The sequence below is a fragment of the Methylobacterium aquaticum genome, assembly GCF_001043915.1.
GTDB classification, from domain to species: domain Bacteria; phylum Pseudomonadota; class Alphaproteobacteria; order Rhizobiales; family Beijerinckiaceae; genus Methylobacterium; species Methylobacterium aquaticum.
The window spans coordinates 43393-70020 of record NZ_LABX01000056.1; the positions used below are offsets into that span (position 1 = coordinate 43393).

Annotated in this window: 28 protein-coding genes and 2 pseudogenes; 24 read left to right on the plus strand and 6 right to left on the minus strand. The window is 67.7% G+C overall.

The annotated features are described in order from the left end of the window. Positions 1 to 32 precede the first annotated feature (32 nt). Positions 33 to 668, plus strand: coding sequence for a recombinase family protein (locus VP06_RS08115; protein ID WP_048463294.1), 636 nt, complete (start codon positions 33 to 35; stop codon positions 666 to 668). A gap of 494 nt (positions 669 to 1162) precedes the next feature. On the opposite strand, the gene VP06_RS08125 is transcribed toward VP06_RS08115, so the two are convergent. Next, a complete protein-coding gene (locus tag VP06_RS08125) occupies positions 1163 to 1747 on the minus strand; it encodes a recombinase family protein (protein ID WP_048463295.1) in 585 nt (194 codons plus the stop codon). A 150-nt stretch (positions 1748 to 1897) separates the two neighbouring features. Here VP06_RS08125 and VP06_RS08130 point away from each other — a divergent pair, with 150 nt between their 5' ends. The 6 genes from VP06_RS08130 to VP06_RS34630 all read left to right on the plus strand — a co-directional run bounded on the left by VP06_RS08130 (position 1898) and on the right by VP06_RS34630 (position 7197). Beyond that, positions 1898 to 3367: a Mu transposase C-terminal domain-containing protein gene (locus VP06_RS08130; RefSeq protein ID WP_156295502.1), complete on the plus strand. Its 1470-nt coding sequence runs from the start codon at positions 1898 to 1900 to the stop codon at positions 3365 to 3367. Next, the gene (locus VP06_RS08135; RefSeq protein WP_048463296.1) at positions 3364 to 4176 is read left to right on the plus strand and encodes an AAA family ATPase; all 813 of its coding nucleotides are present in this window, start codon (positions 3364 to 3366) and stop codon (positions 4174 to 4176) included. Before VP06_RS08130 ends, VP06_RS08135 begins: the two co-directional genes overlap by 4 nt. Before the next feature lie 289 nt (positions 4177 to 4465). Continuing rightward, complete coding sequence (locus VP06_RS38935) at positions 4466 to 4708, plus strand: DUF6894 family protein (protein WP_048446369.1); 243 nt, start codon at positions 4466 to 4468, stop codon at positions 4706 to 4708. 291 nt (positions 4709 to 4999) lie between these two features. After that, positions 5000 to 5566, plus strand: a complete 567-nt coding sequence (locus VP06_RS08145; RefSeq protein ID WP_048446368.1) for a recombinase family protein — start codon at positions 5000 to 5002, stop codon at positions 5564 to 5566. Between the two features lie 322 nt (positions 5567 to 5888). Further along, complete coding sequence (locus VP06_RS37080; RefSeq protein ID WP_197093158.1) at positions 5889 to 6287, plus strand: hypothetical protein; 399 nt, start codon at positions 5889 to 5891, stop codon at positions 6285 to 6287. Further along, positions 6256 to 7197: a hypothetical protein gene (locus VP06_RS34630; protein WP_197093159.1), complete on the plus strand. Its 942-nt coding sequence runs from the start codon at positions 6256 to 6258 to the stop codon at positions 7195 to 7197. The genes VP06_RS37080 and VP06_RS34630 overlap by 32 nt, the downstream gene beginning before the upstream one ends. A gap of 210 nt (positions 7198 to 7407) precedes the next feature. Here VP06_RS34630 and VP06_RS08150 read toward each other — a convergent pair whose 3' ends face one another. Beyond that, on the minus strand, positions 7408 to 8271 hold the full coding sequence (locus VP06_RS08150; RefSeq protein ID WP_048463297.1) for a metallophosphoesterase: 864 nt from the start codon (positions 8269 to 8271) through the stop codon (positions 7408 to 7410). Next, positions 8210 to 8410, minus strand: a pseudogene (locus VP06_RS37980) (hypothetical protein); the annotation flags it as partial. The pseudogene VP06_RS37980 and the gene VP06_RS08150, both read right to left, overlap by 62 nt. Positions 8411 to 8639: 229 nt before the next feature. On the opposite strand from VP06_RS37980, the gene VP06_RS08155 reads away from it, so the two are divergent. The 5 genes from VP06_RS08155 (at position 8640) to VP06_RS37085 (ending at position 10800) form a co-directional block, all read left to right on the plus strand. Continuing rightward, on the plus strand, positions 8640 to 9179 hold the full coding sequence (locus tag VP06_RS08155) for a hypothetical protein (RefSeq protein ID WP_048446366.1): 540 nt from the start codon (positions 8640 to 8642) through the stop codon (positions 9177 to 9179). Then, complete coding sequence (locus VP06_RS08160) at positions 9176 to 9562, plus strand: hypothetical protein (RefSeq protein ID WP_048446365.1); 387 nt, start codon at positions 9176 to 9178, stop codon at positions 9560 to 9562. The genes VP06_RS08155 and VP06_RS08160 overlap by 4 nt, the downstream gene beginning before the upstream one ends. A 72-nt stretch (positions 9563 to 9634) precedes the next feature. Then, positions 9635 to 9895, plus strand: coding sequence for a type II toxin-antitoxin system prevent-host-death family antitoxin (locus VP06_RS08165; RefSeq protein ID WP_048446364.1), 261 nt, complete (start codon positions 9635 to 9637; stop codon positions 9893 to 9895). 210 nt (positions 9896 to 10105) lie between these two features. Next, positions 10106 to 10318 (plus strand): hypothetical protein, encoded by a 213-nt coding sequence (locus VP06_RS37985; RefSeq protein ID WP_245239813.1) that lies wholly within the window; start codon positions 10106 to 10108, stop codon positions 10316 to 10318. 308 nt (positions 10319 to 10626) lie between these two features. Beyond that, the gene (locus tag VP06_RS37085; protein WP_167350779.1) at positions 10627 to 10800 is read left to right on the plus strand and encodes a hypothetical protein; all 174 of its coding nucleotides are present in this window, start codon (positions 10627 to 10629) and stop codon (positions 10798 to 10800) included. 99 nt (positions 10801 to 10899) lie between these two features. Here VP06_RS37085 and VP06_RS08175 read toward each other — a convergent pair whose 3' ends face one another. Next, entirely contained in the window at positions 10900 to 11799 is a 900-nt protein-coding gene (locus VP06_RS08175; RefSeq protein ID WP_048463298.1) for a MobA/MobL family protein, read from the minus strand. Positions 11800 to 11997: 198 nt separating this feature from the next. Here VP06_RS08175 and VP06_RS08180 point away from each other — a divergent pair, with 198 nt between their 5' ends. The 5 genes from VP06_RS08180 to VP06_RS36105 all read left to right on the plus strand — a co-directional run bounded on the left by VP06_RS08180 (position 11998) and on the right by VP06_RS36105 (position 14019). Then, complete coding sequence (locus tag VP06_RS08180) at positions 11998 to 12240, plus strand: type II toxin-antitoxin system VapB family antitoxin (protein WP_048446361.1); 243 nt, start codon at positions 11998 to 12000, stop codon at positions 12238 to 12240. After that, entirely contained in the window at positions 12240 to 12635 is a 396-nt protein-coding gene (locus VP06_RS08185) for a type II toxin-antitoxin system VapC family toxin (protein ID WP_048446360.1), read from the plus strand. Before VP06_RS08180 ends, VP06_RS08185 begins: the two co-directional genes overlap by 1 nt. Positions 12636 to 13129: 494 nt before the next feature. After that, the gene (locus tag VP06_RS08190; protein WP_048446359.1) at positions 13130 to 13453 is read left to right on the plus strand and encodes a DUF736 domain-containing protein; all 324 of its coding nucleotides are present in this window, start codon (positions 13130 to 13132) and stop codon (positions 13451 to 13453) included. Positions 13454 to 13518: 65 nt separating this feature from the next. Then, positions 13519 to 13755, plus strand: a complete 237-nt coding sequence (locus tag VP06_RS08195; RefSeq protein ID WP_048446358.1) for a hypothetical protein — start codon at positions 13519 to 13521, stop codon at positions 13753 to 13755. 99 nt (positions 13756 to 13854) lie between these two features. Next, positions 13855 to 14019, plus strand: coding sequence for a hypothetical protein (locus VP06_RS36105; RefSeq protein WP_156295503.1), 165 nt, complete (start codon positions 13855 to 13857; stop codon positions 14017 to 14019). Positions 14020 to 14068: 49 nt separating this feature from the next. Here the strand turns inward: VP06_RS36105 and VP06_RS08200 are convergent, their stop codons facing one another. Continuing rightward, positions 14069 to 14368 (minus strand): hypothetical protein, encoded by a 300-nt coding sequence (locus tag VP06_RS08200; protein ID WP_048463299.1) that lies wholly within the window; start codon positions 14366 to 14368, stop codon positions 14069 to 14071. A 253-nt stretch (positions 14369 to 14621) separates the two neighbouring features. Here VP06_RS08200 and VP06_RS08205 point away from each other — a divergent pair, with 253 nt between their 5' ends. From VP06_RS08205 to VP06_RS08225, 5 genes are all read left to right on the plus strand, one after another. Continuing rightward, on the plus strand, positions 14622 to 15644 hold the full coding sequence (locus VP06_RS08205; RefSeq protein ID WP_048446356.1) for an ArdC family protein: 1023 nt from the start codon (positions 14622 to 14624) through the stop codon (positions 15642 to 15644). Beyond that, positions 15644 to 16411 carry a hypothetical protein gene (locus tag VP06_RS08210; protein ID WP_048446355.1) on the plus strand — a complete coding sequence of 256 codons (768 nt, stop codon included), beginning with the start codon at positions 15644 to 15646 and terminating at the stop codon, positions 16409 to 16411. Before VP06_RS08205 ends, VP06_RS08210 begins: the two co-directional genes overlap by 1 nt. Positions 16412 to 16472: 61 nt before the next feature. Further along, positions 16473 to 16772 (plus strand): hypothetical protein, encoded by a 300-nt coding sequence (locus VP06_RS08215; protein WP_048463300.1) that lies wholly within the window; start codon positions 16473 to 16475, stop codon positions 16770 to 16772. Positions 16773 to 17186: 414 nt separating this feature from the next. After that, complete coding sequence (locus VP06_RS08220; RefSeq protein ID WP_048446353.1) at positions 17187 to 17672, plus strand: hypothetical protein; 486 nt, start codon at positions 17187 to 17189, stop codon at positions 17670 to 17672. Positions 17673 to 17785: 113 nt separating this feature from the next. Then, positions 17786 to 20005, plus strand: a complete 2220-nt coding sequence (locus tag VP06_RS08225; RefSeq protein WP_048463301.1) for a ParB/RepB/Spo0J family partition protein — start codon at positions 17786 to 17788, stop codon at positions 20003 to 20005. 249 nt (positions 20006 to 20254) lie between these two features. Here the strand turns inward: VP06_RS08225 and VP06_RS37990 are convergent. Further along, a pseudogene (locus VP06_RS37990) lies at positions 20255 to 20740 on the minus strand (MucR family transcriptional regulator); the annotation flags it as partial. A 196-nt stretch (positions 20741 to 20936) separates the two neighbouring features. Between VP06_RS37990 and VP06_RS08230 the strand changes: the two are divergent. Next, a complete protein-coding gene (locus VP06_RS08230; RefSeq protein WP_048463302.1) occupies positions 20937 to 25289 on the plus strand; it encodes a strawberry notch family protein in 4353 nt (1450 codons plus the stop codon). Between the two features lie 27 nt (positions 25290 to 25316). Further along, positions 25317 to 26384: a DUF7146 domain-containing protein gene (locus VP06_RS08235; RefSeq protein ID WP_048463303.1), complete on the plus strand. Its 1068-nt coding sequence runs from the start codon at positions 25317 to 25319 to the stop codon at positions 26382 to 26384. Positions 26385 to 26628 lie beyond the last annotated feature (244 nt).

A 26628-nucleotide genomic window follows, 5' to 3' on the forward strand; every position in this document is an offset into this window, starting at 1 on the left:
ATGCGGACATGAGATCAACGGACGCTTCGGCCATGTCGCAGACCATCCTCTACGCCCGCGTGAGCACCACAGACCAGACCGCCGCCCACCAGCGGACGCAGGCTGAGGCCGCGGGCTTCGCGATCGACGCCGTGGTTGCGGACGAAGGCGTGAGTGGCGTCAGCACCCGGCCCGCCGATCGGCTGCAGGGGCGCTGGCTGTTCGATATGCTCCGGCGCGGCGACGTGCTCGTGGTCCGGTGGGTCGATCGGCTCGGCCGCGACTACCAGGACGTGACCGACACCATTCGCGAGCTGATGCGCCGCGGCGTGATCGTCCGTACGGTCATCAACGGCTTGGTGTTCGACGGCGCCACTAAGGACCCGATGCAGCAGGCCGTGCGGGATGCGCTCATCGCTTTCATGAGCGCGACGGCCCAGGCCCAGGCCGAGGCGACCAAGGAAGCGCAGCGCGCCGGGATCGCCCACGCCAAGGCCCGGGACGATGCATACCGCGGCCGCAAGCCCAGCTACACCCGGACTCAGCTCGACGCCGTGCGGGCCCAACTCGCCCAGGGCGCCACCGTCTCAGCAGTCGCCCGGAACTCCGGCCTAAGCCGACAGACCATCTACAGGATCCAGGAAGACCCGGCGGAGGCCGAAGCGATCCTCGCCCGATGGGTGGCCTGAGCTGTCTGTGGCCGGACCGCCGCATCTTCCTGCATACGGCGAAGCAACTCTGCCGTGTCGCGGGTCTTGAGGGCGAGTTCGTATCCATGCGCCCGGAGACAGGCATTGTTCGAGCGGACGCGCTCTGCCGCCTCGATTGTATCTTGGGCGCGCTGGAGAAGCTCGGAGGTGCAATCGTCGGGTGACATGCCACCTGTAATGCACAGGCAGGAATTCCGATCCCGGCAGAAATCTAGATCGGCTGCTTCGGAGTGAAGCTTGACGTAGCCTATAGGACTATGAGGCCGGAGGGCGGCGCCCGCATGCCTCAGACCGGCATGTACGGGAAACCCTGCCGGCGACGTTCCCATGCATCTGCTCAACTCGACGGGATTTGCCGTGCTAGCCCCATGGCTGGGTTCGTACGCGGCAAGATGTGACCTTCAGCGATAAATGGCGGTCTTTCTTCAGGGCTTGATGGCCGATCCCGCGTTGCGGTCGGGACGCTGAGGCGATCAGGACGGCACGGTTGCGTCCCTGATCCGCAGGATGGTCTGCCGGCTGGTCTTGAATGCCCGCGCCAGGGCCGACACGCTCGCACCCTCCCCGAGCTGACGCGCCACCTCCGCCCGCTGCTCGCCGGTGAGACTGGCCGGCCGGCCGAGCCGTCGGCCTTCCGCCCGCGCTCGGCTCAGCCCGGCCTGGGTCCGCTCGATCAGGAGATCGCGCTCGAACTCCGCGACCGCGTTGATCACGCCCATCGTCAGCTTGCCCGTTGAACTCGTCAGATCGACCCCACCCAGCGCCAGGCAGTGAACCCGCACGCCGAGTTCGTCGAGCCTGGCGACGGTCGCACCCACGTCCATCGCATTGCGGCCGAGCCGGTCGAGCTTGGTCACCACCAGAACGTCGCCCGCCTCGAGCCTGTCGAGCAGGCGGGCGAACCCGCGGCGCTGCGCGACTGCTGTGGATCCCGACACGGTCTCGGTGACGAGGCGGCGCGGCTCGATGGTGAACCCGGCGGCCTGGATCTCGGTGAGCTGGTTGTCGGTGGTCTGGCCGGGGGTCGAGACGCGGAGGTAGGCGAAGGTGCGCGGCATGAAGCAGTTTTGTCCGAAAACCCTGACCGGAACTGGACACCTGTCCGGAACTCGCGGAAGCTAGGTTTTGAACAGGATGGGCCACACTGTCCAGAACCGGCCGGTTCCGGACAGGCCTGGCAGGCAAGCGTCACTGGTCAGGGAGGCCCCATGACGGACCCCACCATCGTGGCTTCGTTCGCGGACCTCGCCGAGGACCAACGCCGGCTGGCCATGGCGCGCTTCGCCGTGCTCCAGCCGACGCTGGAGAACGATGTGCCCCTGATCCACGCCGCCGCGCAGGCCGACGTGCCGCTGCGAACCGCCCAGCGCTGGCTTGCCCGGTATCGCCATGACGGGCTGGTCGGTCTCGCCCGTGCCGGTCGGCGCGACGCGGGCCACAGCCGCCTGCCCGCCGATCTCGTGACCCTGATCGAGGGCATGGCCCTGCGACGGCCACGATCCTCGGCCGCCGCCATCCATCGAAGGGCCGCTGCCGTCGCCGAGGCTCAGGGTTGGCGCATCCCCTCCTACAGCACGGTCTACGCCATCCTCGCTCGCCTCGATCCGGCGATGGTGACTCTGGCACTCGACGGACCCGCCGCCTTCCGGGACCGCTACGAGCTGATCGTCCGTCACCGGGCGAGCGCGCCCAACGCGCTCTGGCAAGCCGATCACACGCTCCTCGACATCCTCGTTCTCGACGAAGGCGGCAGATCGGTCCGACCCTGGCTCACGACAGTGATCGACGACCACTCGCGGGCGATCGCCGGCACCATGCTGTTCCTCGGAGCGCCCTCGGCGCTCAACACCAGCCTGGCGCTCCGCCACGCCATCTGGCGCAAGGCCGACCCCGCCTGGCCCGTCTGCGGCATCCCGGATGTGCTCTACGTCGATCACGGCAGCGACTTCACCAGCCATCACCTCGATCAGGTGGCGGCCAACCTGCGCGTCCAGATCGTCCACTCCGGCGTCGCCCGCCCGCAGGGTCGAGGCAAGATCGAGCGCCTGTTCGGGACCCTCAACACCGAACTCCTGTCCGAACTACCCGGCCACCTCGTCGACGGTAAGCTGGCCAGCCCGCCGGTCCTCTCGCTGGCCGACCTGGATCGGGCGGTCGGCGCTTTCATCAGCGGCACCTATCACGGGCGCACGCATGGCGAGATCGGGCAAACGCCGCTCGATGCGTGGCGGGCGAACGGCTTCCTGCCCCGCCTCCCCGAGACCCTCGAGGCGCTCGACCTTCTTCTGGTGATGGTCGCCAAGCCGCGCTGCGTGCGCCGTGACGGCATCCACTTCCAGGGTCTGCGCTACGTCGCCTCGACCCTGGCGGCCTATGTCGGCGAGACCGTCACGATCCGCTACGACCCGCGCGACGTCTCCGAGATCCGGGTCTTTCATCGCGACCGTTTCCTGTGCCGGGCGGTGAACGAGGAGCATGCCGGGGAAGCTCTCAGCCTCAAGGACATCGAGGCGGCCCGTCGCTTGCACCGCCGTGCGTTGCGCACTGCCATCAACGAGCGCGTGGCGCGCGTCGCGGACTTCCTGCCCGACCCCGCTCGTCCCCAGCGCCAGGCCGCACCGGCCCGCTCCGCGACGCGGCCACGGTTGCGCGTGTATCAGGCGGAGGACGAGGGATGACCGCCAGATCGGGCGCCTTCATCGCGACCAAGGAGCATCGCCGCTTCAGCGAATTCGCCGACGCGGTTCGCAAACACCGCTACATCGGCCTCTGCTACGGGCCGGCCGGCGTCGGCAAGACGCTGTCAGCGCGTCGTTACGCACACTGGGATGTGGCCGAGCCCTTTCTCGAAACCTGGGGGCCGCGCCAGCCCTCGGACGCCGAGGTCCATGCCACGCTCGCCGGGAGCCGCAGCGCCTTCTACACTCCGGCGGTGGGATGCTCGTTGCGGGTGCTGCGCGACGACGTGGCTTGCCTTCTCGTTCGAGTGGATGCCTGCATCGACGAACACCTCGGGCGCGACAAGGCGAGCGGCACGGGTCTTCGGCGTGGATTGGCCGAGCTCTTGATCGTGGATGAGGCCGAGCGGCTGTCGACGACGGGCCTGGAGCACCTGCGCGATCTGTTCGACCGCACGAGCATTGGGGTGATCCTGATCGGTATGCCGGGGATCGAGAAGCGTCTGTCGCGCTACCCTCAGCTCTACAGCCGTGTCGGCTTTGCCCACCACTATCGTCCCTTGCAAGGCGACGAACTCACCTTCGTGCTGACGCGCCACTGGCGCCAGCTCGGGCTCGCGCTGGACGAGGCGGATTTCACGGATGTCCAGGCGATGGCGTCGATCGCACGGATCACGGGCGGCAACTTCCGGCTGCTTCAGCGCCTGTTCGTGCAGATTGCGCGCATCCTCAAGATCAACGAGCTGAGGGTGATCACGGACGACGTCGTCGAGGCGGCTCGCAGTACGCTGGTCATCGGCGCCACTTAGCGCACGAAAAAAGCCGCCAGTTATCGCTGAAGGTCACACCGCATGGGGTGGGAAGAAGAACTTCTTAAGGTCAAGCTGTTGCGACTTCGATCAAATCCATTTATACAATTTACATTTGATTGGTTTTTCAGCATTTGTTGGCGCGATCTACAACAAATAATTACGTTTATACGTATGTTAACGTGCCACCAACCCTGTCCGGATACAGACACAGGATCGTTGGAGTGCATTGAAGCCTTCCGGCGAATACGAAATTTCCGCGCTATCGGCGTGCTTTACTGAGTTTGCTATGCCTCGTTTCTTCTTTGACATACAAGACGGCGGCTTGACGGTCGACGATGTAGGAACCGAGTTCCCTAATGTGCATGCTGCCCGGGATGCTGCGATCAGGGTCTTACCTGATATCGCGCGAGATTACATAGCGCCGCACGCGGACCGAGAGATTTCGGTATTGATGCGCAACGAGGCGGGGCAAGAGGTCTTCAAAGCCTCATTCAGTCTCCGAGCCGAGTGGTTGGTCGAGACCGCCTGAGACATGCTGTGAAGCCAGTTCGGGTAGGCGATCTTCTTCGTTGACGGTCCGCAACGGGTCGCCAGCAGACCCATGAAGCGCTCGTCAGCGTCAGGCGTCAGCCAACATGCCCGACTGGCCATCTTGGATGTCGGAAAACACCTGTTTTCCGACATATATTCGCATCTTAACAGTATACCGTTCTGGTGCGGCTTCGTGGTACGTCCCTCGAGCGTTCCAAAAGGGTTGTTTTCGGTATATGTTACACACCCCCGTTCAAAGCCACCCTTTTGGTACGTTTTGAGGTCCAGAATGGCCCGGTTCGGCTATGCCCGCGTCTCCTCCACCGACCAGGACCTCACCATTCAGCTCGAAAAGCTGAAGGCCGCCGGCTGCACCGTGATCCGCTCGGAGAAGATGTCGGGCAAATCCGCCGACGACCGGCCCGAACTCGCCACCGTGATGCAGTTCCTGCGCGAGGGTGACGAGCTAGTGGTGGTCCGCCTCGACCGTCTCGGCCGCTCCACCCGGGACGTGCTCAACCTGGTGCACGACCTCGACCAGAAGGGCGCCTCCTTGCGCATCCTCGACCCCGAAATGACCACGGGCGGTGACATTGGGCGGATCGTCGTCACCGTGCTCGGCATGGTGGCGGAGATGGAGCGCAAGTTCATCCTGGAGCGTCAGCGAGCCGGGATCGAGGCGGCCAAGGCAGCAGGCGTCTACGCCGGCAAGGGTCGGCCGAAATCCATGCCCGTGGACGAAATCCGGCGCCGGGATGCAGCAGGGGAAGGACCCGCTGCCATCGCCCGGGCCCTTGGGATCTCCCGCACCAGCGTCTACCGGGCGCTCGAGGCGAAGGAGGAGATGCAGGCCTGACTTACTGGTCTCACACGCTGGGGGGTCGCCAGAGAACGAAACGGTGAGACCATATTGAAGGGCGCGTGCCTTGAGGACCACGTCCGACTCGCTTCGCTCCCTGAACCCCGTGCCGGGTTTCGGCCCTGCTGGTAACGACCGTCCCGCGCGGCCTACTCCGCAGTCGTGGCATGCACCACTATTGCGGGCCCTTACCATGCAGTCATCAAAGCGTGAGCTTGGGTAGAAGTTCGAGAGGACGAGCGCCGCGATCAGAGGTAAGCTGTCGCTTCGGGTTCCGACCCCTATCTGGTGTAACAGCATTCACAAAGGAATTATCGCGTTGAAAACAGCTCACACAACCGATGAAGTGTTCGGAATAAATCGCGATCTTCCTATGAACTACGTTGTTCGAAAGATTGTCGATGACAAATTTATTGAAAGTCTGTCCCGAGGCCAACATATTGTGATTTATGGTAGTTCTAAGCAAGATAAAACATCGTTGCGCAAAAAGTGTTTGGTTGAAACTGATTATATTGTAGTATCTTGTCAAAATAAATGGACACTAGCCGAACTGCATGCTTCTATATTAAAGGAAGCGGGCTTCAATATTCGCCAATCTCTCGAAAAAACAGCTTCAGGTTCTCACAAAGTTGTCGCAGGCGTCGGTGCCAAAGCTAAGATCCCGCTTATTACAGAGGGTTCGGGTAATGCCGGTTACGAATCAAAATACCAGCACTGAAAAAGAAACCTTAAAGCCAATAGAACTTGATCCAAACGATCCTAACGACATCATTCGGGCGTTGGAAGAAATTAAATTCAAGCGCTATATAGTGCTCGAAGATTTTCACTATCTACCTGATGAGTCGCAGAGGAATTTTAGCTTTTCCCTAAAAACGTTTCACGAAAATTCCAAACTCACATTTATCATTGTGGGTGTATGGCGTGAGGAAAACCGGCTCATCGGTTTTAATGGTGATTTAACTGATCGCGTCTCATCGGTTGACGTTGATACTTGGACACGCGATAGCCTTGCCGAAGTAATTGATGCGGGCGCCGCACTCTTGAACGTCGTGGTTGACGAAGGGTTTCGAGAGGGCTTACTCAGCAGATGCTTTGATAGCGTTCACATCGTTCAAGAAGCTTGCCGGCGAGCATGCCGCGCTTCAAGCGTCTTTGAAACTTGTCAGGGTGATCCTCATGTGGTTGGTGTCGACATCGATCCTGCACAGGTTGTCGGTCAAGTTGTTTCAGAGCAAGCTGGGAGGTACAGAGGCTTTCTGATGGGCTTTGCCGACGGCTTTCAGGAAACCGATTTGGAGATGCCGAAATGGGTAGTCTATGCAATACTCTGTAGCTCCGTCGAGCAGCTTGAGAAGGGCATCAGACTTCGCAGGATCGCTTCGTTAATAAAGTCAAAGCACCCAAAAGGTAAAGATCTAAATAATGGAAATATTACACAGATTTTAAATTCTGCGGCCTCTTTGCAGAACAAAAAGGGTACTAGGCCCCTTGTACTCGACTACGACACAGCCAATACAAGCTTGCACGTGGTCGATAAAGGATTTTTGATTTGGCTTTCTACTCAAGATCGTGCCGAGCTTTTGGACGATCTGAGCTTGCCTGAAGCTATAGAGCCAGACCATGCATGAGTAGTTTAGATTATTGCCCGACGTTACCACAGCCGATTGGCGCGTTCCTTCGGAACCGCGTCCTACTCGCTTCGCTCCCCGAACCCCGTGCCGGGTTTCGGCCCTACGGGTAACGACCGCATCGCGCGACCCGCACCGCGGTGGGAGGTATGATCGACATCGCGGTGGGCATCAGCCGATCCGGTAGGTGGCAAGAGTCGGGTACACCGTTCACGCCACCGCTTCCGCCCCCAGCTCCACCACCACGATCTCCGGCGGCACCCCGAACCGGATCGGCGCAACGCTGAGGCCCAAGCCTCCGGAGACCACGAGGTCGCTCGCCTCACGGACGTGGCCGTAGGCGTAGCGGCGGCAAGAGTGCACCACCAGCGGCCAGCCGAACAGCCGCACCTGCCCGCCATGAGTGTGACCCGACAGGGTCAGCGCGACCCGGGCCGGCACCTTGGCGAAGATGTCGGGCTCATGTGCCAGCAGGATCATCGGCGCGCCGTTCGGCACCGCCGCCAGGGTGGCGGGCAGGTCGTCGAGGCCCACCCGCTTGCGGCCGAAGCGCCAGCGGCCATGCACCAGGGCAAGTTGATCCTCGAGGCCGGCGAGCCAGACGGGGCCGGCCCGAGTTGCGAGCGGTACTGCCTCGTTCGATAGGACCCGGATGCCGTTGTCGGTGAGCGCCGTGCCCGCGATAGTCGGCCCAGCGCCACGCATCTGGGCCTCCCTGTCCGCCCGCCAATCGTGGTTGCCGAGAACCGCGTAGACACCGAGCGGCGCCGTGAGCTTAGCCAGCACCGGCGCCCATTCGGCGGCCGAGACGTTGCGGGTGACGAAACGCTGATCGGCCACGAAATCTCCGACCAGGACTATGAGGTCGGCCCCGAGCGCGTTGGTGGCTTCGACGATCCCGCCGATGCGCTCGATCCTCATCAAGGGATCGCAGGCATGGATATCAGCAAGGACGGCGATGCGCAGGGTGAGGCTCGCCGGCCAGGGCGCGGTGGGATTGGGCTTGATCACGGCGTAGGAGCCGGCCGCGGCCAGAGCGCCACGCACCGGCCTCGGCGTCGTGCCAGGTCCCATCGTCGAGGCAGACGATCAACTGCCCGTGCGGCCGCCCACAGGCCTCGCAGCGCCCGCCGGCGCGGCCGAAGCGGATCACGGCCGAGAGCTGCGGCCAGTCGATCGGATAGAAGTGGCGGTGTTCGGGGCGGATCGGCACGATGCGGCCACGCTAGCACGGCCTCGTTGAGGGCGAATCCCTCCTTTCCTGAAAGCTCTTGGAAAATCCGCTCGCCACTACCGATTACCGACCACCGAGGCTGGAGCCACCACTCGGCACGACGGTCGTCGGTTGGGTCACGGAATGGCGAGGATAGAGAGAAGTCCCGGCTTTTCGACGGGTTTCTTGACCGGAGAGAGGCTCCGGCGCCCGCCACGAATGACCGATCATGGCCCGCCTCCTCGTCCTCGCCTGTTCTGCCACCAAGCGACCAGACCCCGGCTACATGCCCGCACTCGATCGGTACGATGGCCCGCTCTGGCGGACGCTGCGTGCCGCCGACCCGGACGGCCGTCGCGCCAAGGTCGCCTTCCTGTCGGCCCTCTACGGCTTTCGCGCCGCCTCGACGGCGATCGACTTCTACAACAAGCGCCTGACCCCCGATCTCGCCGAGCGGATGATCGCAGGCGGGGTGACGACGCGCTGGCCCCGGCCGGCCTCGCCGACCCGGCCCGACAGCTGCGGGATCCACGCCGGCGCAGAGATCGCCGGCCTGACCCGCTACGGCGACGAGCCGATCACCGACCTCGCCCTCGTCGGGAGCCGCCTCTACGTCGAGGTGATGCACGCCCTCGTGCGCGGCTTCGTCGAGATGGGGTGCGTTCGGCGTGATGCCCGCGTCACCGTCATCAACGACCAGATCGGCCGGATGCGCCAGGACCTCCGGGCCTGGCTGGCGCTAGCGCCCTCGCGGGAGGACCGGTCGTGACGGGAGGCTTCGGACACAACGGCGGACCGGCGCTCGAGGAGCCCGTCGGGACACGTCCGGGCCAGTGCAAGCACTGCCGGCACTGGAGGCCGCCGCCCGAGGGCGAGCGGCAGGCCTACGAGGCGTTCCGCCTCGGCCACTCCCGCCGCCGTGTCCGGCGCCCGACCGGCGCCTGCGACCGCGTCCTGATCGGCAACAATCCAAGGCCCGCCTTCTCGGCCACGGTGGGCGAGTTCGGCTGCCGGAATTTCCAGGCAGCACCGCTGGCGCCAATGCCGAAGGGCGGCGGCTACGTCACGATCTGGCAGGGCGGCCGCATCGTGTGGGAGGGCGCCGAGGAAGCGATCCCGGCCCGCTTCCTCCAGGAGGATCTCGGCCTGTAGTGCCATCCGCGCATGACGCCGGTCGCGATCCTGTTTTATCTGTATAATCTGTATTTTCCAGAGGGGTAGACGATGCCGGACGACCGATCCGTCACAACCGCCGAGTTCGTGCGCCATTTCGGCCGCTATCACGATGAGGCGCGCCAAGCACCGCTCACCTTGACCAAGCACGGCCGCCCTTCCCTGGTGGTGCTCTCGGCCGACACCTACCAGCGACTGACCGAGCAGGCCGATCCGCGCCGGGCCTATGGCGCCGGGGAAACGCCGGAGAAATTAGCGAGCCTCATCCTGGCCGAGCTCGATCGCCAATCGTCCGACCACCGAGGCGACTAGGATGGCCAACCCTTCCCGACGGGAGCGGTCATCACCTATCCCTACCTGTGGCGCTGGCAGAGCGAGAAAGGCCGTCTCCATGCACCCAAGGACCGCCCGACCTGTCTGGCGATCACCATCCCCGACCCGCGCCAGGGCCTGACGCATCTCGTCCTGCTGGCCATCTCGGGTACCGCACCGACCGAGGGGCAAACCGCCCTCGAGATCCCGGTGCTCGAGCTGCGCCGGGCCGGCCTATCGACGCTGAAGCGCGGCTGGATCACGGTCAGCGAGTACAATTACGACGTCGCCGAGCGGTCCTTCCACTTCGACCCGAACCAGACGGCACGCGGCTCGTTCGGGCCCGGGTTCATGAACCAGATCCGGGCAGCGATCCGTCCACTGTTCACCACGGCGCAGGGGCGGATCGACCGGACCCTCTAACAGCATACGCCCCCCGGCCGCGGCATGGCGGGCAGCGTCGGGCCAGGACGATCGGCTTATTGGTCTGATATCGCTTTAGAGAACGCTGGCATGTCGATGTCAGGCCCGCGCCGGCGTGGACGACCCCGCTCTCTCGTCCGCCACCCCGATAGGCCGTCGCGGCCTTCTACGATCAACCCGCAAGGGGTCCGCTCCGCAAGCGGGCGGCCGCTTCGGCTTCGCCTACGCGGTGATCGCGGCCGCTCTCGGCCTCTAGGGGCCGCTGTCGAGCGGGGATCGCCCCCGCTCCAGCCGGAGCAAAGACCCCGATGGCGACCGATCTCACCCTCGCGAACCGCTACGCCCACAGCCTCGCGGCCTCCCTGATGGTCCCGGTCACCGTGTTCCGCTCCGAGGCCGGCTTCGGCGTCGTCACCTCCGACGAGTTCGAGGGCGACCCGGCCGACGTCGTCACCGAGTTCGACCCCCACGGGGAGGAGTGATCCTCCCGCCGGTGCGACCCCGTCCAGCATGGGTCGCACCGTCGATATCGATCCGCAGGCCGTCGCACGCCGTTGGTGCGGCCTGCCATCTTGCCGGGTTCAAGGCTGCTCGCATTCCGCGATGACGAGCTGGTAGAGCCCTTCTCGCAGGGGCGCATCGTCGACGAAGCGATCGATCGCACGTCTGGCACTCTGCGCGTCGAAGGGCTCTCCGCGGCTTTCGAGCAGGCGCCGGATGATATCCGGCTGCTTCAGGATCGACTTTGCATTGTAGATGTCGCGATCCACCGAGCCCGCCTTGTGATCCATGTCCTCGCCGCGTCGGGTCCGTCGCGCTACGGTCGAACCGAGGTGGGTCTGGGGGATGAGATCGAAGCCCTGATCCTTCAGGCTGCGGTGATCGACCCGCGCACTGAAGCCGGCCGCGGCGAGCGCCGCGTTGACCATCTCGGCCCATTGGGCCCGAATGGCCAGCAAATCGGATCGTTGCGACGTCTCGATGCCACGGTTGTACCGAGTCTGGGCATTGATAACGAAGTCGATCTGCTCCCCAAGACTATCACCGTCAAACCGGCGCGTCGTCGTGAGCAAATAGCCAACGCGGTTTAGCGAGCCGGTATTCCGCACCGTGAGGTCGATGACGCAGCCCCAGCGATTGATGAGGGTGTCGGCGAATGATCGCGCCAGGGCAATAGCATCCGCAGTCGACAGCTCATGGGGCAGCGCGACGATCCAGAGCAGCGCCACGAGGGAGTCGACACGCTTCTCCCGTGCCTCGACGGCGTTCCAGAGTCTCTGCCGATCCCAGGGCGTCGCCATGCGAGCTTCGCTCGGAAACAGGATCTCGCTATCAAGCAAACCGTCTCTAGGCGGCATCGCATGGTGCAAGCCGGTGCGATGGTCGGTCAGTGCCTCGTCCGCATAGTACGCAGCCGAAGCGACCGCGCTTTGCGCTTTGCGTCGGGTGATCCTGGTGGTGCTCAAATGGTAGATAGCCATAAGCTCCTCGACACGAGTGCAAAAACCACCCCTGAGTGATGCCGACGGCATCAGAGCCGCTTTTCGTCCCCTGCGAGGAGCGATCCTCGCGTTCGGTCAGCGTACCTTCGCCCCTCTACCCGTCACGCGGCGGGCTTGCCCCACACTGCTCCTGGGATATCCTGATTGGGATATCGGCTATATCCACTTGGGATATCCATGGCGCTGTTCATCAAGGATCCGGCGGTCGACGCCCTCGCTCAAGAACTGGCAACGCTCAAGCGCACCACCAAGACCGAAGCTGTTCACCAAGCCTTACGCAACGAGATCGACCGCGAAAAGGGCCAGCGTGACCTCGTCGCCCTCTCGCTCGACTTCGCCCACCGGCTTCGCGAGCGGGCCGGCCCGAACCCACGCCCGGCCGAGGCCGCTTTGCGCGACCATCTCCTTGGCAACCGGTGATGTTCGTCGATACCTCCGCTCTGGTCGCGATCCTGTCGGGCGAGCCCGAGGCCGCCGCCCTCGTCGCACGGCTCCAGCAGGCCCGCCAGCGGCTCACCTCGCCGGTTGCGGTCTTCGAGACCACGCTTGCCCTCTCGCGCATCCTCGATCTGCCGCTGCCCGACGCCCGGCAGGCCGTGCGGGATTACCTCACGTTGGCAAGCATCCAGGTGGTCGCCATGTCGCCCAAGACTGCCGACGGTGCGCTGGAGGCCTTCGAGCGCTACGGCCAGGGCCGTCACACGGCCGGGCTCACCCCTGCGGATTGCCTCGCTTATGCCTGTGCCCAGGCCTATCGCATGCCGCTGCTGTTCAAAGGCCGTGGCTTTCCGTTGACCGACATCGCGGCAGCGTAGCGCGTCGGCGGTTGCAGAAGCTCGAGCCGTGCTTGAGCTTGAAGCCCCCTCCTACCTCCCTCTCAGGCAGGACCGTGCCATCGTCAGGCCTTCGCGAATAGGTCAGGGCCGGCGGGGAGCGGCGCGCGTAGATCGTCCCCGGGTGCGGGCCTCCGGCCAGAGGCGGGGTGCGGGGACCGGAACCGTCGCGGTCAGGTGCGTCACCCGAGCCGGCCAGGTGGCGTTCCCGCGGTCCGGAGGGCCTGGCCGCAGCCCAGAGGCCTCGGTGATGGGCGGTTCTACCCGGGGCGACCGGGACCACCGCAACGGCGGATGCCGGTTTTCTTCCCCGCCGCCTGCGGCGTCTCCTCGCGGATCAAGAAAACCGTCCCTCGCCGTCCTCCGCTGACGCTGCGGCCTGCAAGCAGGTGCGGCGCCGGTCGCCTCCGGCTCAACGAACGCCATCGAGGCCGCAGGGGCGCGGCCGAGAGCAACCGGACGAGAGGATCACGACCATGGCGACCATCGGCACCTTCACCCAGACCCAGACCGGCTTCACCGGCGACATCGCCACCCTCACCATCCAGGCTCGCAAGGTCACGATCCAGGCGGAGACGGAGCGCACGGCCGAGAACGCGCCGACCCACCGGATCTACCTCGCCAGGGCGGAGATCGGCGCCGGGTGGGCCAAGCGGTCCAACGAGGGGCGGGACTACATCTCGGTCAAGATCGACGACCCGAGCCTGCCGGCTCCGCTCTACGCCCGGCTCTTTGCCGAGGAGGACGGCAAGACCCACTCGCTGATCTGGACCCGCTCCACCGGCCGCCGCCAGGACTGACCCCGGCTCTCACGGGCCCCGCCCCTCGCGGCGGGGCCGGACCTGCGACAGAAGGAGCAAGTACGATGGCTTACGCGTTTGATACACTCGGCTACTCGAAGACACTGCGTGCGGCCGGCATCCCCACCGATCACGCCGAGGCGCATGCCGAAGCGGCCCGGGAGTTCATCATGGTCGACCTCGCCACCAAGGAGGATCTGCGTTCCGCCCTCCAGCTACAGACCTTGCAGATCACCGTGCGCCTGGGTGGCATCGTCGGGGCCTTCATTGCGGCCCTCGGCGCCTTTCTCAAGCTGACCTGATCTGGACCTTGGCTCGCGCCAAGGCGCGAGCCTCCTGCCGACCCGGGTCTACGCTGTCGTAGTGGCCGGGGTACACGCCGTGGGCCCCGGGAGTTCATCATGGTCGATCTCGTGACCAAGGAGGATTTGCGCGCGGCCAAGGACGAACTCCGCTCTGCCATGGAGCTGGAGACGCTCCGCTTGACCATTCGGCTCGGGAGCATGATCGTGGCGGGGCTCGTGACGACCTTCGGAGCCCTTGCCGCTCTTATCAAGCTGACCTGATGAGCACTTCGGCTCGCGTCCCGGCGCGAGCCTTCTGCCAGCCCGGGCCTCAGCTATCCAAGTGGCCGGGGTACACGCCGTAGCTCCCCACCTCGCAGGCCAGCGCCATGGCGAGTTCGGACCGGGTCACCAGGCCCTTCGGTACGTAGCCGAGTTCGTTCAAGAGCAGGTTCAGGATTGCGAACGTCTGCAGATGAGCTGCCTCGGCATCGAGGCGCTCCCGCTCGCCGTCCGAGCCGTCGTCGGCTTCGTCCAGCGCCTCGACCCGCATGAGCGCCGCAAGGTAGTGCCGGTGCGCCTCGATCGTCCGGTGCTCCAAGGTCGCGTCAGATGCGGTCGAGCAAGGCACACGACGTCTCCTTGGTTCGAGCCTGCCGCAGGGTATCCCGCGCGGTCTGCTTGCAATCATAAGATAGGCATTTGGCGTGATCCACCAACCAGGACGATAGTCGGTGAGGAAGGGGCTGCCTGATCCGCTCATTCCCGCCGGCCGCCTCGAGGATGGGTCAGGGGACCGCGCCGGAGTGAGAGAAGGCCTCGCGAGGCCATGACGGGAGATCAGGCCGGAGAGAGGCTCCGGCGCCCGTCGCGAGACCTCCCCGATGGCCCGCCGACCCTCTTCTTCCCGGAAGCCCGCTGCCCGCCGCTCCGAGGCCGCTCCAGGCCCGCGCATCGACCTCTACCAGCGCATCACCGACACGATCATCGCCCAGCTCGAACAGGGCCGGGTGCCGTGGGTGCAGCCGTGGGGCGACCTGCCGGGAGCCGCCGCGGTCGGGATGCCGCGCAATGCCCAGACCGCCCGAGCGTATTCCGGCATCAACGTCATGCTGTTGTGGTCGAGCGGCATGGCGGCGGGCTACCCGACCCAGCGCTGGCTCACCTTCCGCCAGGCGCTCGCCCTCGGGGGCTGCGTGCGCCGCGGCGAGAAGGGCACGCCCGTCGTCTACGCCAATCGCTTCACCCCCGAGCAGGAGCGGGACCGGGCCTCGCGGGCGGGCGAGGAGGCGCGCGCGATCGCCTTCCTCAAGCAGTACACCGTGTTCAACTGTGCGCAGTGCGACGGCCTGCCGGAGGACCTCTACGTGCCGCCCCCGCCGCCGCGCGAGGACCTGATCGAGCCGCGCTTCCGCGCGCTGATGGAGGGCACCGGCCTCACCATCCACCTTGGCGGGCAGCGGGCGTTCTACCGCCCGGCCGACGACGTGATCGTGCTGCCGCCGCCGCAATCGTTCTTCGAGCCGGTGAATTTTCACAGGACCGCGGCGCATGAGATGAGCCACGCCACGGGAGCCGCCCATCGGCTCGCGCGCGATTTCACCGGCCGCTTCGGCAGCGAGGGGTACGCACGGGAGGAGCTCGTGGCCGAGATCTCGGCGGCCTTCGTCTGCGCCAGCCTCGGGATCGTGCCGACGGTGCGCCACGCCGACTATATCGCGAACTGGCTCGAGGTGCTGCGCTCGGATCCGCGCGCGATCGTGCAGGCCGCAGGGTTGGCCAGCCGCTCGGCCGACTGGCTGCTCGGCCACTTGCCGGCCGACCTCGCCCCGGACGGCGCCGGCGGGCAGGGCGAGGAGGATGGTGCGGAGGACGCGGCGGCGACGATCGAGCGGGAGGCGGCGTGATGCGCTTCAAGCGCTGGCCGCGGCCGACGGCGTTCGAGGACACGTCGCGCAAGCGCGCGGCGTACCAGCGCAAGCAGGTCCGCGAGCAGGCGGCCCTGCCCCTCTTCGCCGCGGTGATCGCCGAGCGCCAGCTCGACGTCGACGAGGAGATGGTCCGGCGCACCGGGCAATGGGAGCGTCAGCAGCAGGAGAGCCGGCGGCAGCGGGCGGAAGGCTGGCGCAGGGTTCGCAACCGCCTGTCCGCCCTGGAGGTCGACCAGCGCCGCGCGATCCGGGCTCTGTGGCGGATCTGTCCGTATCCGGCCGATCCGAGCTATCTCGGCACCCTGCTGCACGAGATCGCGACCGGCCGGATCGATCCGGCGCGGCCGCCGTGGGGCGGCGGCCACACGCTCACCCCCCGGACGACGCCGAACCCGGCGAGCTTTTCCGAGGCCTTCCGGCAGATCGGCCAGCGCACGGTGGGCGGCGGGCCGAAGACGACGGGGGCCGACGAGCGCCTGTTCTGCGGCAATCTCGGGTCCGGGATCCTGTTCCTGACCTCGCGCGTGCGGCTGATCGATCCGAGCGAGAGCTTCTACACCTCGTCGAACCACCGGCTGCGCGACAGCCACGTCGGCCGCAGCGGGCATTGGGTCGACATCATCGTGCGCGGCACCTGCTCGGATGACGACCTCGCGATAATCCGCCGCCTCGCCCAAGCGGACGATACGCGGTCCGTCATCGTCCGGCGGCTGGCGCAAGAGGAGCGAGAGGCAGAGGGATAAAGTCGGGCTTTCTCGAAGTCGAGAGAGGCCCTGACCCTGAACCCTTCGGAGCCTGGCGCAGATGGCCGATCCTTCGTCCTACACGATGTCCCTCGACCTCGATGTCCTGGATCCCGCGAGGGTGCTCGAGGCCGCCGCGCGCGAGCTTGTGCGTCGCCACCACGCCCCAACCCTCGACGAGGCGCGGGCTCATCTCGCCGGCGACGTGGCCAAGGCCCTCACCGTCCTGGTCGACCTGCACGACCTCACGGCCGGTAGCGCCATGGTGGTGCGCATCCAGGCTGCCGATACCGCGGCAGCACCGGCTCGCCTTCCCGGGCCGGCCGCTCGCGCCCTGCCGGCTCCGGACGCAGCCTCCTGAGCGGGCGAGCCATCGACGCGACCCGGGTTGCCGGATACGACACACGGTATTGCAGGCGGATGCAGAGGGGCCGAGCCAACCGGCCCTGCCGGGGAGGATAGGCCGCCCCGGCCTCGGCGAAGGCCTCGCCTGCGATGGGAGTAATGCCGATGTGGTTCTTGCCACTGAGCATTACGCTTGATGTGAAAAGGACCCGGAGCAGTTGGCAGCTGCGCCTCCGGGTCCAATTCTTCACATTCTAGCGAAACGGGGGGACAGGGAAACCTGTCCTCCCACTCCACGACCGAAGATAGCGCCTTCCCGATCCTTTCGCCAGTCTCCGCCCGCCTCACAGTCAGAGGAGGGCCTTTCCTCCGTGCAGGCTTCCCGGGCGGGACGAGCGCTCCCGTCGGGCCTGCAGCTCAGGAGCGAGACATGGGCGAGTACGTGATGACCACCGTGACCATCGGCGGCCCCCTGGAGGGCGCGCAGGCCGTCGCCGGCCTGATCGCCGCGACGGGCCGCTACTTCGCCGAGGCCGAGCGCCTGGTGCACGAGGCCCTGGCCGAGGGGACGAGCGTGACCTTCGAGGATCTCCAGGATTTCGGCCTCACCTCGGACCTCGACGCCTACTGCCAGAAGCACGGGCTGTCGTACCTCCGCACTTGGTGTGCACGCTCCGGCGTGTTCGACGCCGGCCTGCGCCACTGGCGCCCGGGGCTGGCGAGCCCAGCCGCCGAGCTGGCCGACGACGGCGGCGAGCCGGTGATGACCCTGGCAGCGCTCCGCAACGCGCACGAGGCCGGCGAGGGCCTGCCCGAGATCCTGGCGCGGCTCGATCAGGCGGTGTCCACCGCCGTCCCGCCGCTGACCCTGGCCCCGCGCGAGGCCGTGGGCGCCCGCGTGCAGGTCGCCGCCTGATCTGGCGACCAACGGTTCCGCGGCCCCCTTCTGGAGTCAGAGGGGGGCTTCGCCTGCGTGAGGGTTTCGAGGTCGACAGAGAGCCGACCACCCGACGCGAAGGATGATGAGCCATGTCCAGGACCAAGGCCGCCGCCAAGATCGCCGCCACCGCCAAGATCGTCCTGACCGAGGCGGTCGGGATCCCGTTCGAGAAGCTCAGCTTGTCCCAGGCCAACGTGCGCCGGATCGCCGACGGCATGAGCATCGAGGATCTCGCCGCCGACATCGCCCATCGCGGCCTGCTCCAGTCCTTGAGCGTGCGCCCGCTCCTCGACGAGGCGGGCCAGGAGACCGGCCGCTTCGAGGTGCCGGCCGGCGGGCGCCGCTTTCGCGCGCTCGAGCATCTGGTGGCGACCGGGCGCATGGCCAGGACCGTCAAGGTGCCCTGCATCGTGCGCGCGGCCGGCAGCGCGATCAGCGCGACCGAGGACTCGATCGCCGAGAACGCGATGCGCGAGGCCCTGCATCCGCTCGACCAGTACCGGGCGTTCAAGGCGCTCGCCGACACCGGCATGTCGACCGCCGACATCGCCGCCCGCTTCTTCGTGACCGAGCGGATCGTCACCCAGCGCCTGCGGCTCGCCGGCGTCAGCCCGGCGCTGCTCGAGGCCTACGGCGCCGGTCAGATGACGCTCGAATGCCTGATGGCGTTCTCGGTCAGCGAGGACCATGCCCGCCAGGTTCAGGTCTGGGAGGCGCTGAAGAAGCGGGGCGCCCTGAGCAACTGGGGCATCCGCCAGGCGCTGACCGAGCGCACGGTGAGCATGGGCGAGGCCCGCGCCATCTTCGTCGGCGAGGAGGCCTACGAGGCCGCCGGCGGCACGATCCTGCGCGACCTGTTCACGGACCGCGGCGACGGCTGGTTCGAGGATGCGGCGCTGCTCGACCGGCTGGCCGAGGCGAAGCTCGCCGAGTTCAGCACCACGGTCGCGGCGGAGGGCTGGAAGTGGATCGAGGTGTCGCTGGCGCTGATGAGCAGCCGCTTATACGGCCTGCGCGTCCTGCCGACCCGCTCCGAGCTGAGCGAGGCCGAGCATGAGGCCTTCGAGGCGGCCCTGGCCGAGCGCGAGGGACTCGACAACGAGTACGGCTACAGCGACGAGGAATGGCCCACCGACGCCGCGCATCGGATGTCCGAGCTGGAGAGGGACATCGCGGCGTTCGAGGCCCGCGCCCACATCTACGACCCGGCCGACATCGCGATCGCCGGTGCGTTCGTCACCCTCGACTACGACGGCACGCCGAAGGTGCGCCGCGGCTACGTCCGGCCCGAGGACGAGCCCCGGGCTGAGACGGAGACCCCTGCGGGGGCGGACCACGGCGCGTCCGCGGCCGGAGCGGCGCCGGCGCCGATCGGCGAGCCGGTCGCGTCCCCCTCGGGCAGTGTCGCTGCCCCGGCTCCGGCGGTGATGCGCACGGTCATCACGATCGGGGGTAGCACGCCCGCGCTCGCCCCCGCGCCCGAGCCGGAGGAGGTCGAGCGCCCACTCTCCGAGCAGCACCGGACCGAACTGACCACCTACCGCACCATCGCGCTACGCGAGGCGCTGGCCGACGATCCCCAGGCCGCCTTCATCGCGGTCCTGCACGCCATGGTGATCCGCGTCATCGTCACAGGCTACCGCACCGGGTCCTGCCTGGAGATCTCGACCTCCTCGGCCCGCCCCGATCACACCGTCCAGGGCCTCGACGCCTACCGGCCGGCGAGCGCCCTCGACGCGAAGCGCGAGGCGTGGGCGAGGCGCCTGCCGGCCGACCACCGGGCGATCTGGGACTTCCTGGTGGGACTGGCGCCCGAGGAGCGCACGGACCTGTTCGCGCTCTGCGCCGGCCTCTCCATCAACGCGATGCACAGCGCTTACGATCGGCGGCCCGCCGAGGTGATGCCGCATGCCGACCAGCTCGCCCAACTCGTCGGGCTCGACATGACCCGGGACTGGAAGCCGACGGCGGCGAACTACTTCTCGCGCGTGACGAAGGGCAAGATCCTGGCGGCGGTGCGCGAGGCCAAGGGCGAGGACAAGGCCCAGCTCCTCGACCATCTCAAGAAGGCCGACATGGCGCGCGAGGCCGAGCGCCTGATGGCCGACAGCGGCTGGCTGCCCGAACTGCTGCGCACGCCCGGCCTGAGTGCCGAGGGGGCGACGGCGACCGAGGAGGCCGCGCTGCCGGCGTTCCTCGGCGAAGCTGCGGAGGAGGACGGGTCCGAGCCGCTTCCGCCCTTCCTCGACGGCGAGGACGGCCCAGCCGACGGTGAGCCTGACCTGGGCTACGCCATCGACGCCGAATGAGAAGCCCAGGGTGGGTGCGGGCCGAGCGCTCGGGCCCGTCGCAGACCTGATCGGCACCGGTCCCGGGCGGCAGCCCGGGGTCGCTGCCTGCGCGATCTCCCCCTTCAGGCTCCACCCGCCTCGGGTGAGATCCATGCTGTAGGCCTTCGGCTTGGACAGGTCCTCGACGCCTTGCGGCTGCTTCTTGGCCTTCATGACGTACTTCTTGCGCGGCTTGGCCGCGCTGCGATCGTATTGCCAGAGGTTGCGCTGCCGGGCGAGCTCGGACCGATGCTTGTGGTCGGCCGCCGGCATCATCGGGTAGTCGTCGGGCAGACCCCACTTCTCACGGTAGGCATCCGGCGTCAGGCCGAACAGCCGCAGGTGCCGGGCCAGCATCCGGTAGTGCTTATTGTCCTCGAAGCAGACGAGGTAGGTTTCCTGGACCGAGTCCTCGATCTCCCTGCGCGTGAGAAGGCGTGCCGGAGCCTGCGGGCGGGGATGGTCCGACGCGACGTAGGTGAGAGCCGGGGCCTCGGGGACGGCCGTGTCGACCTCGAAGTCGCGCGGAGACTTGACCACCTCGAACACCGACTCGATCAGCGGGGCGACACGATCCGGCGGTATCCTGTTGCCGGCAACGTACGCCATCACGATCCGGGCCGTGCATTCGACGATCGTGTCGTGGTTTGTTCTGTGCGGCCGGTTCAACCGACGAATCCCTCCGCTGTGTCTGACTGTTTCATGCAAGCCCATGACTTGGCAATGGTCAATGGTCTTAATGGTTCGTAAGGGAATTCCCGGTGTGGAAGGACCGGCAGTGTGTCCTCAATACTTCGGGACGGTATAAAAATTCCGTAATCTGAGAGGAAAAGGAGCCCTCCGGGGGATTAAGCCGGTGCGAGGGGAAGAGAGACCCGCGGCCCGGCCTGATCGACCAGGAGCCGCGACCATGAACTTCTCCATCAGCGCCAAATACTTGGAGGCTAGCACCGCCCTCGTGCCGAGCCCGAGCCCGGCCGCGATCGTCGAGGCCGGCACGCGCCTCGCGGATGCCCTCGCGAAAGGCCGCGCGATCGAGACCGCCGCCTTGCGCGCGGCGATGGAAGCCGCCTGCGGCGGCAACGACGCCGAGGGCTTCTGGCTGTGGAAGGACGCCTACGAGGCCGGCGAGGTCGCTCAAGTTCTGTTCCTGCGCCGGTTCTGGCCGGCGATCCGGGCCAAGGCCGCGACCCCGGCCGCCCGGCTCGCGATGCTCGCCCGGGTCGCCGCTCTCCTGCCGACCCATACGCGGCGCAGCGAGGAGAGCGAGGCGCTCCAGCAGTTCTCGACGCCGCTGCCGCTCGGCTACGTTGCGGCCCTCGCCTGCGGCCTGCGGCCGGGCGAGGAGCTGCTGGAGCCGTCAGCCGGCACCGGGCTGCTCGCGATCCACGCCGAGTTGGGCGGCGCGCGCCTCCATCTCAACGAGCTGGCCGCGACCCGGGCCGGGCTCCTGACGGCGCTGTACCCGGCCGGTTCGGTCACGCAGCTCGACGCAGCCCAGATCCACGACAGGCTGGATCCGGGCGTTACCCCGAGCGTGATCCTGATGAACCCGCCCTTCTCCGTGGCGGCCCAGGTCGAGGGCCGCTATCGCGACGCCACCGGCGATCACCTGCGCTCGGCCCTGTCCCGGCTTGCCCGCGGCGGGCGCCTGGTCGCCATCACCGGCGAGAGCTTCCGACCCGATCGCCCGGCCGCGGCGAAGGCCTTCGCGGCGCTTGGCGAGCGCGGCGGGCGGCTGGTGTTCTCGGCCGGGCTGTCGGGCCGCGCCTACGCGAAACACGGTACGTCCGTCGATGTGCGCCTCAGCGTGTTCGACCGGCTGCCCGCCGGCGAGACGGGCGCGCACGTCGCCCCGCTCGGGCTGATGGAGGATGTGGCCGCGCTGCTGGCCGCGGTGCTCGCGAGCGTCCCGGCCCGCCTGGAGCCGGCCGCGCCGGCTGGACGCAGCGCGATCCCGGGCTTCGCCCGTAGGCCCGCCCCGGCCCCGCGCTCCCGCGCGCCGGACGCCGCCCCGGCTGCCGCTGGCGAGACCGCCCCGGAGGTCACCTACACGGTGATCGAGGAGCTGCCCGCCACGCTCGCGGCCGAGGCCGCCCTGTACGAGGCCTACGCCCTGGAGACCCTGCGGATCGAGGGCGCGCAACCCCACCCGACCCCGCTGGTACAGTCGACGGCGATGGCCTCGGTCCGCCTGCCAAGGCCGAGCCACACCCCGCGCCTGCCGACTGCTATCGTCACTGGCGGCCTCCTCTCGGAATGCCAGCTCGAGACCGTGATCTACGCCGGCGCCGCCCACGCCCGCCACCTGCCGGGCTACTGGACGGTGGATGAGACCAGCACGGTCCTCTCGGCCGCGGCCAAGGGTGCCGATGGCGCCGTGCGCTTCCGCCAGGGCTTCTTTCTCGGCGACGGCACCGGCGCGGGCAAGGGGCGCCAGGTCGCCGGGATCATCCTCGACAACTGGGGCCAGGGACGCCGCAAGGCGCTCTGGATCTCGAAGAACGAAGCCCTGCTGGAGGACGCCCAGCGCGACTGGCGCCACCTCGGCCAGGAGCCGCTCCAGATCGTGCCCCTGTCGCGTTACGCCCCCGGCAAGCCGGTGACGCTGTCCGAGGGCATCCTGTTCACCACCTTCGCGACCCTGCGCGGAACCGGTCGCAACGGCTCGGGCTCGCGCCTCGACCAGATCCTTGCCTGGCTCGGGCCGGACTTCGACGGCGTCATCGCTCTCGACGAGGCCCACGCGCTCGCCAACGCCGCGGCCGGCTCAGGCGATCGCGGCGTGGTCGAGGCCTCGCAGCAGGGGCGCGCCGGCCTCGCACTCCAGTACCGCCTGCCTGATGCCCGCGTACTATACGTCAGCGCCACCGGCGCGGTCACGGTCGAGAAGCTCGCCTACGCCCACCGCCTCGGCCTGTGGGGTGGCGGCGCCTTCCCGTTCCCCACCCGGTCGGACTTCGTCACCGCCATGGACCAGGGTGGGCTCGCGGCGATGGAGGTGCTGGCGCGCGATCTGAAGGCGCTCGGCCTCTACACCGCCCGCTCGCTGTCCTACGCCGGCGTCGAGGTCGAGATGCTCGAGCACGCGCTGACGGCGGAGCAGACGGCGATCTACGACGCCTACGCCGACGCCTTCCAGGTGATCCACACCAACCTCGACGCGGCGCTGAAAGCCTCGGGCGTCACCGGCACATCCGGAACGCTGAACCGGGCGGCCAAGTCCGCGGCGCGCTCCGCCTTCGAGTCGAGCAAGCAGCGCTTCTTCAACCACCTGCTCACCGCGATGAAGTGCCCTTCGCTGATCGTGGCGATCGAGGCGGGGATCGAGGCCGGCCACGCGGCGGTCGTCCAGATCGTCTCGACCGGCGAGGCGCTGATGGAGCGGCGCCTGGCCGAGATCCCCTCGGAGGAATGGGGCGACCTGAACGTCGATGTCACGCCGCGCGAGTACGTCATCGACTACCTGAAGCACGCCTTCCCGACCCAGCTCTACGAGCCCTACACCGACGACGGCGGCAACATCCTGTCCCGGCCGGTGATCGATGCCGACGGCCAGCCCGTCCTGTGCCGCGAGGCTGTCGAGACCCGCGACAGCCTGATCGAGCACCTGTGCGGGCTTGAGCCCGTGCAATCGGCCCTCGACCAGATCCTGCACCACTTCGGCACGGACGTCGTCGCCGAGGTGACGGGACGCTCGCGCCGGATCGTGCGCCAGGCGGGCAAGGACGGCGTTGATCGCCTGGCGCTCCAGAACCGGCCGGCGACCGCCAACCTCTCGGAGACGCAGGCGTTCCAGGACGACGAGAAGCGGATCCTGGTGTTCTCGGATGCCGGCGGCACCGGGCGCAGCTACCATGCCGACCGGGGCGCCAAGAACCAGCGCCTGCGCGTCCACTACCTGCTCGAGGCTGGCTGGAAGGCCGACGCGGCGGTCCAGGGGCTCGGCCGCACCAACCGCACCAACCAGGCGCAGCCGCCTCGGTTTCGCCCGGTCACCACCAGCGTGAAGGGCGAGAAGCGGTTTCTCAGCACGATCGCCCGGCGCCTCGACACCCTCGGCGCCATCACCCGCGGCCAGCGTCAGACCGGCGGCCAGGGCCTGTTCCGGCCCGAGGACAATCTCGAAGGGCCGTACGCGGCGACGGCACTTCGCCAGCTCTACTGGGCGATCGTGCGGGGCGAGATCGAGGGCTGCCCGCTCAAGGTGTTCGAGGCGATGACCGGGCTCGCGCTCACCTCCGAGAACGGCTCCGTTCTCGACGAGCTGCCGCCGATCGGCCGCTTCCTCAACCGCGTGCTGGCGCTGCGCATCGCGGTCCAGAACGTCCTGTTCGAGGCGTTCGAGGAGCGGCTGGCCCTGGTGATCGAGGGCGCGATCTCGGCCGGGGTCTACGACGTCGGCGTCGAGGTCCTGACCGCCGAGAGCTTCACGGTCACCGATCGCGAGGTCGCCTACACCCACCCGGCGAGCGGGGCGCACACGCACCTCCTGACCATCGCCGAGCGCCGCCGGCTCCGGCCGCTCGACCTCGCCACGGCGCTCGACATGATCGCCGACGGCTACCGCCCCGTCGTGAACGCGCGCTCCGGCCGGCCGGCGCTGATGGGCAAGGCGGCGAGCGAGACGCGCGAGGACGGCTCGGTGGTCGCCCGGGTCCGCCTGGTGCGCCCGCTCCAGCGCCAGCTTCTCGACCGCGACCAGTACGCCCGCTCCTCGTTCGAGGATGTGACGCCGGAGGCCTTCGCGGCGGCGTGGGCGGCTGAACTCGCCAGCCTGCCCGAGTTCGACGAGCGCACCCTCTACGTGGTCACCGGCCTGCTGCTGCCGATCTGGGACCGGCTGCCGGGCATCGACATGCGCGTCTTCCGCCTCGTGACCGACGCCGGAGAGCGCATCGTCGGGCGCGTGGTCGAGGCCCAGGACCTGCACGTCACCCGCGAGCGGCTGAACCTTGGAGCTGGCGCCGCCCTGGCGCCGGCCGAGGCCTACGCCGCGGTGCTCGGCGGGCGGACCAGCCTGCAGCTCGCGGGCGGTCTTCAGGTGAAAAGAGCAAGGGTGATGGGCGAGGATCGGATCGAAGTGATCGGGGCGAGCGAGAGTGCGCGGGCGGGGCTCAAGACCATCGGGCTGTTCTCCGAGGTGATCTCGTTTCGTACGCGTCTGTTCATCCCGGTCGGCGAGCGCGGCGCGGCCATTCTGGCCGCGATGATGGAGCGCCACGCGCTCCTGCGTTGCGTCGCCGTCACCGCTCACGCTTAATGTCCGTGTCCCGACGGAGGTTCGATCATGCCGACACTACCCCCCGCCTCGGATATCGCGGCTCAACTCGCCAACAATGTCGAGTGGTTCTGTCGGCGCTACCTCTCCAACGGCTACCGCTCCGGTCGGTACTGGTGCGTCGGGGACGTCTACAACACCGAGGGCGGCTCCCTCTACGTGCGCCTGACCGGCCCGGCCAGCGGCAAGGGCCGGCGGGGCAAGTGGCAGGATGCAGCCACCGGCGAGCACGGCGACCTCCTCGACGTGATCCGGCTTCAGCGCGGCGAGGACTGGCGCGACGCGCTGGCCGAGGCATGGGCCTTCCTCAGCCTGCCCGAACCGCCCGCGCCGGAGCGTCGCGAGGCGCTCCCACCAGCGCGTGACACCACGGAGTCGGCCCGGCGGATGCTGCGCTACGGGCGGCCGCTCGCGGGCACCCCGGCGGAGGCCTACCTGCGCTCACGCGGGATCGAGCACGCCGCGAGCTTCGCCGCCCTGCGCTTCCACCCGCGCTGCCTCTATCGGCCGTCCCGCAAGCATCCGGGTCCGGATACCTGGCACCCGGCCCTGCTCGCTACCGTCACCGATCTCGATGGGTCGGTCACGGCGGTAGGCCGGACCTGGCTCGCGCCGGACGGGCGTGGCAAGGCCGAACTTCCGAAACCCCGCCGCGTGCTCGGCAACCTGCTGGGCCACGGCGTGCGCTTTCCCGGCACCGTGTCGGATGTGATGGTGGCCGGCGAGGGCGTCGAGTCGGTGCTGTCGGTCCACCGCCTGATGCCGAGCATCCCCCACGTCGCCGCGCTCTCGGCCGGGCACCTCGGCGCCCTGATCCTGCCGGGGGGCCTGCGCCAGCTCTACATCGCCCGCGACGCCGACGAGGCCGGGGAGCGGGGAGCCTGGACCTTGCGCCAGCGCGCCGAGGCTCAAGGCATCCTGGTCAGTGACCTCGTTCCGCGGGAGGACGACTTCAATCGCGACCTGTGCCACCTCGGCCCGCGCGATCTCGCCCTGCACCTGGCCCCGCAGCTCGACCCGAACGATGCCGTGGCGCATCTCCTGTTCAATGAGGGCGGGGAGGCGGCTGCCGCCTGAGGAGTGGGTGGAGAGGCCCGCTGGCACGCAGGGGCCGCGAGAGAGCCCGCCTCCACGGCCTTCTTGAGAGGGCGACGGGATGCCGGGTCGGGGGACCTTGGGCGCAACGGCTTCACGCCCGACGATTTTCCGCCGCCGCCCGTGGGGCGGCTTTGCATCGCGAAACAAAATCGACGGTCGCAGAGCCGTCCTCCGCTCCGCTCCGGCCCGCGCGGCCGCATCGCAAGACGTGCGATGCGGATCC